This is a genomic window from Bacillus sp. TL12 (genome assembly GCF_022625245.1).
GTDB lineage: Bacteria > Bacillota > Bacilli > Bacillales > Bacillaceae_G > Bacillus_A.
Genome location: NZ_JAJJBY010000055.1, coordinates 1 through 13,952 on the forward strand (window position 1 = coordinate 1; position 13,952 = coordinate 13,952).

The following is a 13,952-nucleotide window of genomic DNA, read 5'->3' on the forward strand; positions in this document are numbered from 1 at the left end:
GCATTTGCTTCTTCTTAACTTGATGGCAATGTTGTCGTACCCCATGCCCATCAACTTAAGAATTTTATAACATCCCAAAACAAAAAATTGTACATTTTCACCTGGAAGTTTCAATTTTCTCGTTTTGGTGTATTTGCTTTTCTTAGCTTGATAGCGATGTGACGCTACCCCACGTAATACAAAAAATGCAAATCAAAATTTTCCAAATGAATCTCTAATTGATATAATACTTTATAGATATAATTAACATTCTGTTCATATTAAAAAATTGAAAAGAGGTGGCACTTTAAAACGTTTTGAAATTTTCCATCTAATTATACTAAAGTTTAGTGGTGAAACTAATATGAATCAATGGCTAAGTAATAATAAAAGAGCAGATCACTATTTTGGCGGTTGCATATTAAAGTTTTTGTTAGGTATGAGTCTTATTTTTATATTTATTATATATCCTATTTATTGGATTTTTTTTCAAGAAATCGAAAGACCTCTTTTAAAAGATACGTCACCAAACCAAGTAAATCAAATAGAAATTACAGGGATTGCATATGGACATATCTCAGATGATAAATACATAAAAATTTACTTTAAAGAAAAAGAAAAACTTGTAGAGAAAACAAAAGTAAGGGTAGTTAATTTTAATATAGCTAATAATCCAGATCTTTATAAAATTTCATGGAAAGATAATACTAAAGTTTCAATATTAATGAAATTTGAATATGAAACTAAAACGTTAGAATATAATTTCGAAACTGGAAAAATAAGCGGATATATCAACAGTACAAATAATAACTGATTATGACCTAATATCCAAAAAATCCAACTTTCTCAAATATGTGAGATACACCTCCAAATCGTAGAAATTCTCTCATGTATAGCATTACAATCATTGCAAGACTATTCCCCTTTATTTTTTCTAAAATAATCAATCTAGAGTTAGTATAGTCATATGGACACAACTTAGTTAAGTCCTTACAATGGGTTTCAAGGAGGAAGTGTCCGCATGACAAATAAGAAATTTTAAAAAATGGTTGTTGAATTATATCGTTCGGGACAACCTGTCAAACAATTAAGCAGCGAGTATGGCGTATCAGAGGTAACCGTTTATAAATGGATTAAAATATATTCTCCTATCACAGCAATTGATGAAGATGAAATAACACTAGAAGATCTAAAACAGATGAAAGAAGAAATGCTTCGTTTAAAAGAAGAAAATGAAATTTTAAAAAAGGCTATGGCCATATTCGCGAGAAAATAAAAGATACCGAATTACATCAATTTATTGATTTTCAAAAAGAAACGCACTCTGTTCATATGATGTGCCAAACTCTTGGGATAGCGAGAAGTTCTTACTACCAATCTCAGCACAAAACAGAATCAAAGCGTAGTCTTGAAAATAAAGAATTAACTAAAAAAATTAAACAAATTCATCAAAAACAACTGTAGAAGAACGGACAAATCTATTAGAACAGGACTTCTCTACAACAACAATAAATGAAATGTGGGTAGCGGATATTACCTATATTCACGCGTAAAAAGACGGTTGGTGTTACCTTGCATCTGTGATGGATTTGTATTCAAAAAAATTGTTGGATATTCATTTTCACGAAATATGACAACAAATCTTGTGGTAACAGCGTTAAAAAACGCTTACTATACATAGAAACCACCAGAAGGTCTTATTCTACACAATGACTTAGGAACTCAATATACAAGTCAGGAATTTCAAACCTTACTCGCGAGTTATAAAATCAAACCTTCTTTCAGTAAGAAAGGCTGTCTGTATGATAACGCTTGGATCGAGTCATTTCATGCCATTTTAAAGAAATAAGAAGTATATCGTACAAAATATGTCACATTTGAACAAGAAAACTTAGCATTATTTCAATACATCGAGGGATGGTATAACTGCAAGAGGATTCATAGTAGCATTGGTTATAAAACTCCCCAAGCAATAGAAGGTCTAAGCTTAGATTTAACTTTTTTGTGTCCAAAATGTTGACTCAAATCCAATCACATAAATATAAAAAGAAGAGGTTACTTTAGTAACCTCTTCTTTTTATATTTATTATTCTTTGCTAGCAAGATTTTTAATTTTGTCTGCAAATGCTTTAGCAATCATAATGCCTTCTTCATTTGAATAATAAGGAACTGGCAATTTTGGATTTACCGTTCTTAACTTCTCTCTTATTGCTATCAATTCAGGAGATTGACCAATCATAACGTTTTCTGCATCTTTTTGCATAGTATTATAATCACTTTTAAACTTATTTTTGAAGAACTGAGTGTATCGGGTCATAACTGAACCTGAATAATATGATTTAGTAGCTTCATAAATTGTAAGCTTATCATTTTCTTGTAACATCTTAGCAATATTAAGAGCATCCACATCTCCTACAAGATCTTTATAGTCGAAATTTTTCGCATCCTTCAATGTACTACCAATATAATCATATGCAGCTAAATAGGTCTTTTGATTCATATCAATTTTACCGTCACCATATCTACCTCTACAATCATAAACATCAACAGCAACAGTATATAAATCCCCAGCCCACCCTGCAAAATCTTGCACAGTAATCCCAACGAACGGGTACTTTGCATATAATACTCCAGACAAGGTAGCCAACATATGAGGTGTATCAATTTCAAGTCCAGAAATTGGATCAATCCCATTTTTACGCGGGCCTTTCCCCATAGTATTATTTGCGAATTCCGCAAATTTTTCATCGAATGGACCTGAAGTAACTGTCCATGCTCCTCCCGTATATCTACCTTGACGATAATAATTTGTTACCAAGTAATTCGCCATGAATACATTGCCTTTAGTATATTGTAAAGCAAGAAGTTGTATTTTACCTAATTCATTTAGGAATGCATCATTTACATCTGTTGGTTTACCGATTTCAGAAACACCATTATCTCGACCTGATTTAATATTATTGTCTATTTGAATAGCACCACTACCTGATCCAACTGTAATCGTTGAAATTTGATCAAAAGCCCAGTTAGTTGGAAGCGGAAATCCTAAATTCCCACTAAATCCTGTAGACATCCCACTAACAAAACTTGTCTTTGCGTAACCTTTCTCTGAAACTTGAATACATACGTTTCGAGGCCCATAAACACCAACTTTATAAGATCCACCAAGCTCAAGAATTTTCTCATTTATAGCCCTAAAATGAGGAAGAATATTATCCGTAATATCTGTCCCATATGCATCAAAATCAACTGCAAAATAAATAGTAGCGCCATTTTTGAATCCATATTCTTTCGCCGCATCGTATGCTGCTTTTGCATCCGAACTACCTTGGTCCGCATTAAAATATGAAGCCTTTGCACCATTAGTTTGGAAAATTGGAAATACAGATAATCCAGCAGCAAAAATATTTTTCAATTCACCTGGTTGTAGTTTTTTATTTATACCACCTGAAACATTAGTAAGATAACGTCCTACAGTTTCATAACCAGCAGCCTTTAAAGCTTTGCCTCTCTCTAAAGTGACTTCCGTTATACAATCACAAGCTTTTCCTTTTCGATCAGGATCACCCGTACTAACTAATGCTGATAACCAAGTTGACTTATTCGCAACACCATCAACAGGAAGTAGTGTGAATCCTTGGAATTCCTTAACTTTATTTGCTATGGTCGCATTATATGTTGTTGAAAATGAACCAGAGTCATAACCATTAAAATATAAAGCATATTGGAATAATGTAACAAATCTACCCGAACTACCCTCTTTTAGAATTGGTAATCCATCCTTTGTCGCAGGACCAATCCTGCCTGTTTGACTACCTGCAGGAATTCCTAATTCTGTCTGTAAACCGTACACTAAAGCTTTATTTGTACCTGCTTGGTAATGACCATCTGTTGGTTGAACACCAGAAGTTTTGTAATACTTATTATTTAAATCTTGTTGAATTTGTCGTACTTTTGCATCTCCACCCGGAGTAAGACGATAAGCATCCATTGTTAAGAAAGCCTTAAAAATATAGTCATACACTTTACCATCAGCTACTGGAAGACCAGCATCTTTTTGTAAACTTACAACTGCATTTTTCGTTTGCTCATCAAAAACATCATCAAATTTCCCCGGATTATATCCTTTACAATACATAGCGCCTTTTAAAATTTGAACAATCGCTTTTCCTTTTGCATCAGTAGGAACGTTTCCTAAAGACATCTCACCCCACTGTTTATATTTAGAAGCCGTAGTTGGACCGAATGCATCTGCAAGTGTAGTAATACCCAATTCAACTTGAAGGGCTCTTGTTAAAGCAAAAACAGTTGACCAACCTGTTTTACCATTTAAAGGCGCTGGTTGAAAACCCGCGACTTTTCCATATTTTAAATTTACCCATGTTTGTACTGCAAATACTGCTGGATCTCCCTGTGACTCTACCATTATAAATTCTCTCCCTTTTCTTTTTAATGAAGCTTAATTTAATAATGTAGTTAAAAATAAATATACATGTTTCAATAAAAATTGTATTAAATTAGGCTCTTACTCTATTAAGTGAAAGGAAAGTAGAATAAATAAAAAAAATTTAAAAATTATTTTTAAAAATTTAGGATAAACAAAAATAGCTATAACATCGGATTTGATAGTCTATCAAAGGATTACCTTATATAAACTCCTTTTTAAGGGTTTTCGTTGACTTTTGAAATAGAGATTGGTTTGTCGTGTGAGCGCGAATCCCCACATATTACATATCTACCCTTATAGTAAGTAAAATTATTATTCGAAAACACTAGGCGATTCGCCCCATATAATAGCAAACTCAAGCCGATAATCTTAGATAGTTATTTTTGAATGTTTCGACTTGGTACCACCAAAACTCGAGCCGAAAAAAGTTTTGCAAAGATATAACTCTTTCTTTCGGAACTTTTAAAGGTGGATGGAGGATTGTGGATATGAATTTTGGAGTTTTATGTTTCAAGGACTGTCTTTGATAGATAGTTAAGGACATGCGCGAAAGATAGCTTTTGAACAGTTGAAGGAATGTTTTAGAGAAAATCTCAATATAAATGTGTTATAAAATTGAATTATTGGCCGGTGAACTACACAAGTTCTGTTGCAAAGTTCTTTAACAGAGAAAAAGTCAAATTCAGTACAATCAAATTTTATACAATAGTAAGTAATCGCTGTAATTCATTGTATGTTGAAAAACCGAAGTTTGGCCGCAAACTTCGGTTTCGTTTATATAGAGCATGAATCATTTCGATTCCTTTAATCGTACAAGAAGCATGACGTAGATTTTGAAATCCTGTAGATTTAGCAAACGATATGAATTTTTTTGAATGTGTAAATAACTTACTTTTCTACTAATATAATCCCTATTTATTTTCTTTTTCACTTTGTTCTTTGAGATATGCTTTTTCTTCTTTCTGAGTAGCTAATCTTATCGCTTCTCCACCAGTTTCCCCAACATTTTCACCACCCTCTCGCTCCCATATATAATTATGTTCCCCGACTGCTTGAGAGAAATCTCCTTTTTCCCAACGTTCTAGAATATCAGCATACTTTTCTTTGTTAGGCATTTTATCGCTCTGGTCTAACATATGCCGAAGCTTTTTTATATTATCGGGAGACATTAAGATAAAGCCGGATTTTTTATCAGCTATTACTTTTTGATGCAACATTTTATGCATAGAATCCATCATGACTCCCTCGGCGTTGACCACTTCGTCAATGCTCTCACCTTTAGCAACTTTCTTTTTTTCACCTTCGTTATTAAAAAACGTTCCTCCCATGCATCCTATAAGTACACCTAATATCACGGTACCCATTGTAATAATCGAAATTCTGGTCCGCTTATTCAACTTTTACACCCCTTTATTTAGGATTTAATCCATTTCTAATCTAACTCTTATAAATCGCATTACTATTTAAGTTTCATAAAAATTGGAGCAAAAATACGCTCTCTATTTTACAATTTATATTTTTTTCACTTACATTACAATATTTCTGTTCTATTTTATTTTCTCCTCCACCGACAAACAACTTGCACTTTCACTTAGTTCGATATAATTAATTAGTGTTGGACAAAGCTGGTACGGGGGCTGCATCAAATCTGGCTACGAAATAAAGTTTGATTAAAAATACTTCGTAAATCCGTATTTCACTATAAGTAAAAAGAAACCATTCATTCCAAAGATTGATTAAAATGATGTCTTCTTTAGCAGATTTTAAACCGGTTTTTATAAAAAGGTTTAATCATTTTCTATTTGTGTTGTTCAACAATCGCACCCAATCACAGAATAACGATTTAAATTAGTTGACTAAATATTAATTTCTATAAATCTAATAATTATGGAATAATTAAAATGTTTCATTGTGATTATAAATATTTTTCTTTGAAGGTGAGACTTCATTCACTCAAAACATCAAATTTATTACCATCTAAATCATAAAACGTTCTAACTAAAAAATAGAGACTTTATTTTAAATCCACTGCAGCATTTGAACCTACATTAAAAGAGATAGATACTCGATTTGTAAAAAACGAGTATCTATCTCTTTTAAGTTTGTATATTATATAGCTTCCTTTAACTTATTATTAACGATAGATCATGAAACCGTCTGTATAGTTTGTATTAGAACTACCCATTTTAAGATCACCTCTGATTCGATATTCACCTGGTAAGTTATCAGTGATATTAAATGATCTTGTTACTTGATTCGAGAAACTTCCGCTTAATGAGTCAGTAGTTTTCCATCCGGATGATGTTTTTCGTTGTAAATAGATTGTATAAGTCCATGTACCCCCACCATAGTTGTTAATTTGTGTGAAATCTACTGTCGTAGCTCCCGAACTGTAATAACTTGCATCTGTAAAACCACTTACCAATGTAGTATAGCCATTGTAACCACCATAAACATAACCTGCCATTTTGTTTCCTCCTCAGAATATTATACTTTTTATTATTGGAGCTTATTTATTAGGATAATTTAGAGAGAATTTTTTCTTCAAGTGATCTAGTAAATTAGCTCCTTACTCTATTAAGTGAAATGAACGTATAATAAATAAAAGATTGAGGAATTTTTTAAAATAATATTTTTGGTTCTGTTGCAAAAAAATGATACATTACAAAATTCGTTTTTTGCACCAGAACCTGTTAATTTATATGTAGTCAATATTTTTATTGTTAATTCATTCTTTTCTATACTAATTACATACTATTTTCAGAGTGATAGTGTCAGTATATTCGGAGTTGAGAGATTCAATGCAGTCATCTTGAGGTTTTTGACTAAAATGAATTTTCTAACACTTAATATTTTTTGTGAAATCATGTACTTTTTGATTATATTTTGTAGTATTCATTATAAATTAAAGATACGTTTCTATTAGAAACTCTCCTTATAAAAATTGTGCTCCCATGGAGGAGTTTCAACCTTTTTCAGAGCACTCACTCTAATGTGAGTGTATTTTTTTTGCAGACAAGGACTGGAACGCTTCTATCAACATCCAGCAAGGAGAGCGATTATGTTAGTAGAATCATATATAGAGCAAGGGACAGGCTCGATAGCTAAGTAAACTTCATACCGATAGGTACGATTACCTTAGAAGCTCTCCTTTAAGTGAAGTGTAGATAGTGGGAGTTCACATGATGTTTTTTTAATTAGCTTAAATTCTTTTACTTACAGACTACTTATATAGGTTAGTAGTGAGGGTTCTGTTGCAAAGTTTTCTAAATGAGGCTGCACTCTAGAAAAAAAGAACCAGGAGGATCACAAATGCGATACTTTAAAGGAAAACAGTTCAAGAGAGGTATTATTTTAGTAGCCGTGGGCTACTATTGTCGTTTTTCTTTAAGCTATCGTGATGTATCTGAAATCCTAAGAGAACGTGGTGTCTCCGTTCATCCTACAACCATTATGCGCTGGGTTCATGAGTATGAAAATTTAATCTACCAAATTTGGAAAAAGAAAAATAAGCATGTACAACGCTCGTGGAAGTTGGATGGGACTTATATAAAAGTTAAAGGTGGATGGTGTTATCTCTATCGTGCAATCGATAAAGAGGGGAATATATTAGAGTTTCAACTTCGTAAAAAACGAGATCATCCAGCGGCATATGCTTTTATGAAAAGATTAGTGAAAATATTTGGAGAACCGATGGTTCTCGTAATAGACAAAGCTCCAGCATTACTTTGTGCATTGAACAAGTTAAAGGAACAAGGCTTTTATGCATGTACTATTCATTATACAAGCAAGTATTTGAACAATCGTATTGAACAGGATTATAGACATATAAAGCGACGCTTTGCTAAATCTACAGGATTTCAAAATCTACGTCATGTTTCTTGTATGATTAAAGGAATCGAAATGATTCATGCTATATATAAACGAAACCGAAGTTTGCGGCCAAACTTCGGTTTTTCAACATACAATGAACTTCAATAATTACTAACTACTTCCTAAACATTGTTCCTCATTTACCAACCTGTTTATAGTTTTTTTAACTTTGCAACAGAATCAGAAACATTGAAAAAATAGAGAGAAAAGAAAAAAGCACTGTAAGTTGTCACATTACTACAAAGTGCTAATAGCTTGTATTAAAAAAGGATATAAATTTAAGTTATAAGTCTTGAAGTTACATTTTGCTATGGTCCATTCTAACCACTATTTCAGGGAACCAAATATGATTAGAAGACAGATATTCGAAATGTATTGATTCGGTCCTATGGAACATAATTGTAAAAACCTTATATTATAATACAATAATTTCAGGAAACTTTCTCAACAGAACCATTTAAGAACTCAAAAAAACCTGGCACTTCCAAATCATTTATTACGTTCATTTTTTCAAATATCTTTAGAGTAATTTCTTGTTCCAAATCTTCTCTTTCTTGATAAGGAGTATTTTGTAAACATTTACGTATTTTAAGATTGAAGAATTGTAAAATAACTTCATAATTAGAGATACTTAAGTTTTGATCCTCGTATTTTAACATTTATTATTTCACCTCATATTAATTGTGATTTTAGTTTTTTTAAAGCTTGTTTGTGATTATAAGAAATGGTCTGCTCTGATTCCGATAGGATTTGTGATATTTGCTTATTGTTATATTCATGAATATAATATAAGTCTAGTATTTTCAACTGCTTTTCAGTTAATAGGTTCAAACTGTTATATAGTGGTTCATCTGTTATATGCTCTTTTAAGTGAGTTTGACTTTCTTCAAATTGCCTAGAAGTTATATCTGTTAAATCATCATTTAGTAATTCCAAAAAAGTTGTAGTATTATCCTCTACATCAGAAACTGCCTTATCCAAATTTAATAAATATCTATTCTTATTAACGGAGATTTTTTTATCAAAATCTATTGAGTAGAAATAGATTAAGTTACTAACATAGCTTATTATTTTTACTTTTTTAAAATGAAGTTTAAAAGCTTTATCTAGTAACTTCTTATTTTCACTCGTCGGGTATTCAACTGCTTTTAAAAATAATGAATAATTTTTTGGATCTTGTAGAAAACGTTGTACAATAGGTTCTTTTAGTTTGTTTTGATATTTACTATGGAAAATTTCTAATGATTTACTATTCAAGAAAATAGCCTCCTAAAATTAGAAAATATATCAAGAAAATAAATAATAATAAAACTTAATATAATGTCATAAAAATATTACGTTTTTTAATCCTATTAATAAAAGAGTGGTAAAAGACTGAAAAATCAAAGATAATTTCGATGAAATTGCACTTTTATAATCTCAAATGTTAGAAAGTAAAAGATCTTGATTTATTGTCAACATTCACATAAAAAGTACTAGAAAGATTATTTACATGTCATAAGGAGCAATTGTTTATCTAATAGAAAAAGCAAATTCTAAGTACTCATTGCAAAAATACTTTTATTCTTCTAACGTATGTAAGAATCATAAAGTTTTTTATTTTTATGATATTTTAAGATGAATTTAATTTAGTAATAAAAAAGATAACGAAACATACGTTCTGTTTTTTACACTTTTATTATGTCACTTTTTCGTTTAAAATAACAGCTTTTTTAACGAAAAATGGAAATTTTAATGTTACTTTGAAAGGCTCTGTTGCAAAGTTTTCTAAATGAGGCTACACTCTAGAAAAAAAGAATAAGGAGAATCACAAATGTGATATTCTAAAGGAAAACAGTTCAATAAAGATATTATTTTAGTAGCCGTGGGCTACTATTATCGTTTTTCTTTAAGCTAGCGCGATGTATCTGAAATCCTAAGAGAACGTGGTGTCTCCGTTAAAGCGACGCTTTGCTAAATCTGCAGGATTTCAAAATCTACGTCATACTTCTCGTACGATTAAAGGAATCGAAATAATTCATGCTCTATATAAACTTCAGTTTTTCAACGTACAATGAATTACAGCGATTACTTACTATTGCATAAAATTTGATTGTACTGAATTTGACTTTTTCTCTGTTAAAGAACTTTGCAACAGAACCATCATGCTCATACTGTATTAAGAGGGATAAAAAATTATATAAGTAGATGAACATATAAACACTTTATTTGGATTCAATCATACAGATCTATTTCATTATGTTCTAAATTTATTAAAATATGATGAGTAGATACTATATTGGGTAAATAGAATTTAACTATAGATACATTGTATAAGTTTTTTAAATTCTAAAAGATACAAAACTTGGAATTACGAAATGGCAAAAAATTAACCAATGAACCATGAAAGTGGTTTATCTCCAATAAGATAATTCAAATCACATTTTCCTATACCTGCAACTTCTCCAGAGTCTGTGTATTGCCAGATGTCACATGCATAAGCCGGCTTGTTGACACCATAACGAGGGATCCAAATGAAATCAGCATTAATATTAGCTGCGCCGAATGAATGGTAAGTATGATGCCCGATGTATAAACCAATTTTATTTGCTCCTAACCGACGTAATTCATCAATGAAAGCTTGTGTTCCCCCTTGCATATTCTCCATTGTTTTCACTTCAACATCCGCTACCCAGAATAATGAATCTTTATCTCCGCGTTCCCAAAAGTCCTGTGCTTCTTTCTTAGCATCATTGATGGATACAAATCGACAGAATGCATAATTCCCAAACGGTATTCCGTGCTCCTTCATATATTGCACATATCTTTTATACATTGGATCTACATAGTTTGAACCGTCTTGTACACGGGCAATAACTAAATCAAGTTGTGGTGCCGCTTTGTCCCAATCAATATTACCATTCCATTTTGAAATATCTACAATGTGTCCCACTATTCAATATCTCCTTTTTTATCCTCTTGTTTATTCTTCACACTTAAAATATCAACAGCATTTATTAACACAGTTGGCAACTTAATCCCCATACTTCCCGCATTCTCAAAAATGGAAAGTAATTCATTTCCAAGAAAGAAAAAGATTGTTGCTTCACGTATCGCACTATTACTTCCAAAAATAACGTCTAGCTGTGTTGAAACGCCAACCAGTAAAAAAAGCACAATTTTTTTTGAAATACCTTTAAATCCAACTTTACTTTTTAATTCTCCCCTGTATCCTGCAGCGATAATCCCTGTAACATAATCAACCACTGCTAATGTCACTAGAATTTTCAATATTGCATCCCATCCTCCAAAAAAGTATCCACAAAAGGCTCCGAAAGTGGCTATAAAGGTTTTTGCTAGTATATCAATTCGATCCATCAATTACCTCCTATTTTTTGAACTCAATAACATTTTCATTTTATTTAGCCCAGATTTACAAATTTTCTCATGTTACGTCCCCCCTCAATATAAATAAGAGAAACAAATCTTGTTTTTCTCAATTTATAACTCTGAAATATTGTTTTTATTTTGGAAAACGTTGTTTTCACCATTATTAAGAGGGAGTCTCAACAGATAATCTGTCTTTATAAATATAAAGACATTTCAAAAGTTAATATTTATTATAAAATAGTAAGTATAATAAATTTAAAATCCGGGGAGGGAGGGGAGTGCATTGTCTAAAGAGATAGATGATTATAAAAATCTACTAGAGAGATTAACTCCAATACAGCAAGAAAAACTTGAAGAGTTAAGGCAAGAGGCATTAACGGAGCCATTAGGTTTCTTTGAGTATATAAATAAAAAAGAAAAAACGACTAAAAATTAACATTTTATTTTCTTTAAACCACAATGTAAATATTATAATTATCTGAACCTATCGCAAAATAAATGTTACGATAGCAATTGAAAATTTTAGAAATCCTTGTGATTTACCTCTGGGAGATACGTCACATCTGATACTGGACTAGAAAATTAATACCGTAAAAAAGAATTTCCTTCGTTTTCTCAAGAAAGAAGGCTAAATTTGCATAACTAATAATGAGAATAATTAAAAAAGTGAGTTGCGACAAATTGCTTCTTACTTTTTTAATTATTTCTGTATCCAATAAGGGGCAAGGTGATAAGCGAGCAATACGAGTTTATCCACCTTGGGACAAGCTTACGAGCCGTCAGAATCAAAAAAAGCAGATATGGCAACTAAAATGTTTTTTAGAAATACCTGTAAAGGTTCTGTTGCAAAAAAGCGAAGCCGCTTGCAAGTAATCTCTTAAAACTTGGACATACTGATACTAGTACTCTAAAAAAGGTGTGTGATCAGCATAGAAAAAGAAAATTTGTTCAAATGAAACCTTTTTATTTTTGATTTAGTAAGTGTTGATTAGTTTTATCTCGAATTGCATCTTTAATAAATTCTTCGATGGAACTGTTTGTGTCTTCTACAATTTTCATTATAGATTTATACTCGCTACTCGTGAGAGTTACGGGCTTGGTTACGGTATTGTTATCTAAATACACATTATTATTAACACGTTGTATCAATTTTCCTTCTATGTATATAGGATGCTAAACTATCCATCCATTCGGTCTGCATTCCAGATGGTAACGATACCAGAGATTGACAAATATCAAAATACCATAATTCATCTTCTACTGATATTTTTAAGTTTCTCGGAGACACATACTGTAATAAGGTGTTTTTGCCCATCACCCGAAAAGGGGTATTAATACAAAATATTCCATGTTAGTTGTTTTGATTGTTTATTAATTGGTATTTTCTGTCTTATTCCCCTTTTTCGGGGGATGAGCAAAGAAACCCAAAGTTCGAAAAAATTTTATGCCCCCATAAAAAAATAATTGCTCTGATAAACATTGTATTACCAATCATTTCAAAAAAATAAAAATTGCCACCATTTTACATAATAGTAAAAATATTGAAAATTATTATTTACTTATACAAACATAGTGGGCTATTATGGGGATGAAATTGAATTACCATTCTAGGGGGATGACGTTATAAAAAGAAATATTTTAGCTAAAGCAGGGGTACTTACATTAGCAACAGGAATAATCTTACCTTCAACTATTGCACATGGTGAAGCTTTGCCTTCTTCTGTATCTGCAACTACAGCAAATGTCGATAATGCAGAAATTGATGATGTATCTGTAGAAGTTTACGATAAAGATAGGAATTTGGTTAAAACATATTCTAAAGAAGAATTAGAAAAATTTAATCAAGACATGGCTAAAACTCCTCTAAGGAGTTCTAAGTTTGATGGTAATATTCAAAAAGAAACAGATGTTACTTCACTTGCTATGAACGTTTTTAATTTTGGAAAAATGTCATTTAGTAACTATAAGTGGATTGATAGAGGCACATCATTTTACTTACCACAAAGTGTACAGGTAGAACCACAAACTAAGACTACTGGATTGGCAGTACAAGTATTTCAAAATAGTTCGTTGTGGGAAGAATATGTAGTTAAAGGTTCCTTTTCAAGTGGATTAAACATTCCTATTTCTCACCTTTTAACTGCTTCTAGTAATTATTATCAACTTAGACTTAAAAATTATGGTGGGGGAACTATATATCTCTCTAGTGGACAAGTATATTATAAATAATACAATTTCTTAAATTTAATAGTTATATACAAGTAAAAAAGACTGGGCATTGTTT

At 31.4% G+C, this 13,952-nt stretch carries 11 protein-coding genes and 6 pseudogenes; 8 read left to right on the forward strand and 9 right to left on the reverse strand.

What is annotated here, in order from left to right:
• Positions 1–343: 343 nt before the first annotated feature.
• On the forward strand, positions 344–793 hold the full coding sequence (locus tag LOK41_RS25575) for a hypothetical protein (RefSeq protein WP_241818834.1): 450 nt from the start codon (positions 344–346) through the stop codon (positions 791–793).
• Between the two features lie 231 nt (positions 794–1,024).
• A pseudogene (locus LOK41_RS25580) lies at positions 1,025–1,999 on the forward strand (IS3 family transposase).
• 66 nt (positions 2,000–2,065) lie between these two features.
• Here the strand turns inward: LOK41_RS25580 and LOK41_RS25585 are convergent.
• The 4 genes and pseudogenes from LOK41_RS25585 to LOK41_RS25600 all read right to left on the reverse strand — a co-directional run bounded on the left by LOK41_RS25585 (position 2,066) and on the right by LOK41_RS25600 (position 6,893).
• Positions 2,066–4,405, reverse strand: coding sequence for a glycoside hydrolase domain-containing protein (locus LOK41_RS25585; RefSeq protein WP_241818835.1), 2,340 nt, complete (start codon positions 4,403–4,405; stop codon positions 2,066–2,068).
• Positions 4,406–5,124: 719 nt separating this feature from the next.
• Positions 5,125–5,283 (reverse strand): annotated as a pseudogene (locus tag LOK41_RS25590) (IS6 family transposase); the annotation flags it as partial.
• Positions 5,284–5,337: 54 nt separating this feature from the next.
• Positions 5,338–5,823, reverse strand: a complete 486-nt coding sequence (locus LOK41_RS25595) for a DUF6241 domain-containing protein (RefSeq protein WP_241818836.1) — start codon at positions 5,821–5,823, stop codon at positions 5,338–5,340.
• A 737-nt stretch (positions 5,824–6,560) separates the two neighbouring features.
• On the reverse strand, positions 6,561–6,893 hold the full coding sequence (locus tag LOK41_RS25600; protein ID WP_241818837.1) for a hypothetical protein: 333 nt from the start codon (positions 6,891–6,893) through the stop codon (positions 6,561–6,563).
• An 845-nt stretch (positions 6,894–7,738) separates the two neighbouring features.
• Between LOK41_RS25600 and LOK41_RS25605 the strand changes: the two genes are divergently transcribed.
• Complete coding sequence (locus LOK41_RS25605; RefSeq protein ID WP_241818838.1) at positions 7,739–8,407, forward strand: IS6 family transposase; 669 nt, start codon at positions 7,739–7,741, stop codon at positions 8,405–8,407.
• 323 nt (positions 8,408–8,730) lie between these two features.
• Here LOK41_RS25605 and LOK41_RS25610 read toward each other — a convergent pair whose 3' ends face one another.
• Together LOK41_RS25610 and LOK41_RS25615 are read right to left on the reverse strand one after the other, a co-directional pair.
• A complete protein-coding gene (locus tag LOK41_RS25610) occupies positions 8,731–8,958 on the reverse strand; it encodes a hypothetical protein (protein ID WP_241818839.1) in 228 nt (75 codons plus the stop codon).
• Positions 8,959–8,971: 13 nt separating this feature from the next.
• Positions 8,972–9,556 (reverse strand): sigma-70 family RNA polymerase sigma factor, encoded by a 585-nt coding sequence (locus LOK41_RS25615; RefSeq protein ID WP_241818840.1) that lies wholly within the window; start codon positions 9,554–9,556, stop codon positions 8,972–8,974.
• A 562-nt stretch (positions 9,557–10,118) separates the two neighbouring features.
• Here LOK41_RS25615 and LOK41_RS29370 point away from each other — a divergent pair.
• Both LOK41_RS29370 and LOK41_RS29375 read left to right on the forward strand, forming a co-directional pair.
• Positions 10,119–10,193, forward strand: a pseudogene (locus LOK41_RS29370) (IS6 family transposase); the annotation flags it as partial.
• A 43-nt stretch (positions 10,194–10,236) separates the two neighbouring features.
• Positions 10,237–10,384, forward strand: a pseudogene (locus LOK41_RS29375) (IS6 family transposase); the annotation flags it as partial.
• 286 nt (positions 10,385–10,670) lie between these two features.
• On the opposite strand, the pseudogene LOK41_RS25625 reads toward LOK41_RS29375, so the two are convergent.
• Positions 10,671–11,231, reverse strand: a pseudogene (locus LOK41_RS25625) (glycoside hydrolase family 25 protein); the annotation flags it as partial.
• Positions 11,231–11,656 carry a phage holin family protein gene (locus LOK41_RS25630; protein WP_241818841.1) on the reverse strand — a complete coding sequence of 142 codons (426 nt, stop codon included), beginning with the start codon at positions 11,654–11,656 and terminating at the stop codon, positions 11,231–11,233. The pseudogene LOK41_RS25625 and the gene LOK41_RS25630, both read right to left, overlap by 1 nt.
• Positions 11,657–11,951: 295 nt before the next feature.
• On the opposite strand from LOK41_RS25630, the gene LOK41_RS25635 reads away from it, so the two are divergent.
• Together LOK41_RS25635 and LOK41_RS25640 are read left to right on the forward strand one after the other, a co-directional pair.
• Positions 11,952–12,104, forward strand: coding sequence for a hypothetical protein (locus LOK41_RS25635; protein WP_241818842.1), 153 nt, complete (start codon positions 11,952–11,954; stop codon positions 12,102–12,104).
• Positions 12,105–12,316: 212 nt separating this feature from the next.
• A complete protein-coding gene (locus LOK41_RS25640; RefSeq protein WP_241818843.1) occupies positions 12,317–12,541 on the forward strand; it encodes a MepB family protein in 225 nt (74 codons plus the stop codon).
• 90 nt (positions 12,542–12,631) lie between these two features.
• Here the strand turns inward: LOK41_RS25640 and LOK41_RS25645 are convergent.
• A pseudogene (locus LOK41_RS25645) lies at positions 12,632–12,968 on the reverse strand (DNA-binding protein); the annotation flags it as partial.
• A gap of 410 nt (positions 12,969–13,378) precedes the next feature.
• Here LOK41_RS25645 and LOK41_RS25650 point away from each other — a divergent pair.
• Positions 13,379–13,897, forward strand: coding sequence for a hypothetical protein (locus LOK41_RS25650; RefSeq protein WP_241818844.1), 519 nt, complete (start codon positions 13,379–13,381; stop codon positions 13,895–13,897).
• The last annotated feature ends 55 nt before the right edge of the window (positions 13,898–13,952 follow it).

Coding starts and splice junctions, on each gene's coding strand:
- LOK41_RS25575 (WP_241818834.1), top strand. CDS start 344: ATGAATCAATGGCTAAGTAATAATAAAAGAGCAGATCACTATTTTGGC.
- LOK41_RS25585 (WP_241818835.1), bottom strand. CDS start 4,405: ATGGTAGAGTCACAGGGAGATCCAGCAGTATTTGCAGTACAAACATGG.
- LOK41_RS25600 (WP_241818837.1), bottom strand. CDS start 6,893: ATGGCAGGTTATGTTTATGGTGGTTACAATGGCTATACTACATTGGTA.
- LOK41_RS25605 (WP_241818838.1), top strand. CDS start 7,739: ATGCGATACTTTAAAGGAAAACAGTTCAAGAGAGGTATTATTTTAGTA.
- LOK41_RS25610 (WP_241818839.1), bottom strand. CDS start 8,958: ATGTTAAAATACGAGGATCAAAACTTAAGTATCTCTAATTATGAAGTT.
- LOK41_RS25630 (WP_241818841.1), bottom strand. CDS start 11,656: ATGGATCGAATTGATATACTAGCAAAAACCTTTATAGCCACTTTCGGA.
- LOK41_RS25640 (WP_241818843.1), top strand. CDS start 12,317: ATGAGAATAATTAAAAAAGTGAGTTGCGACAAATTGCTTCTTACTTTT.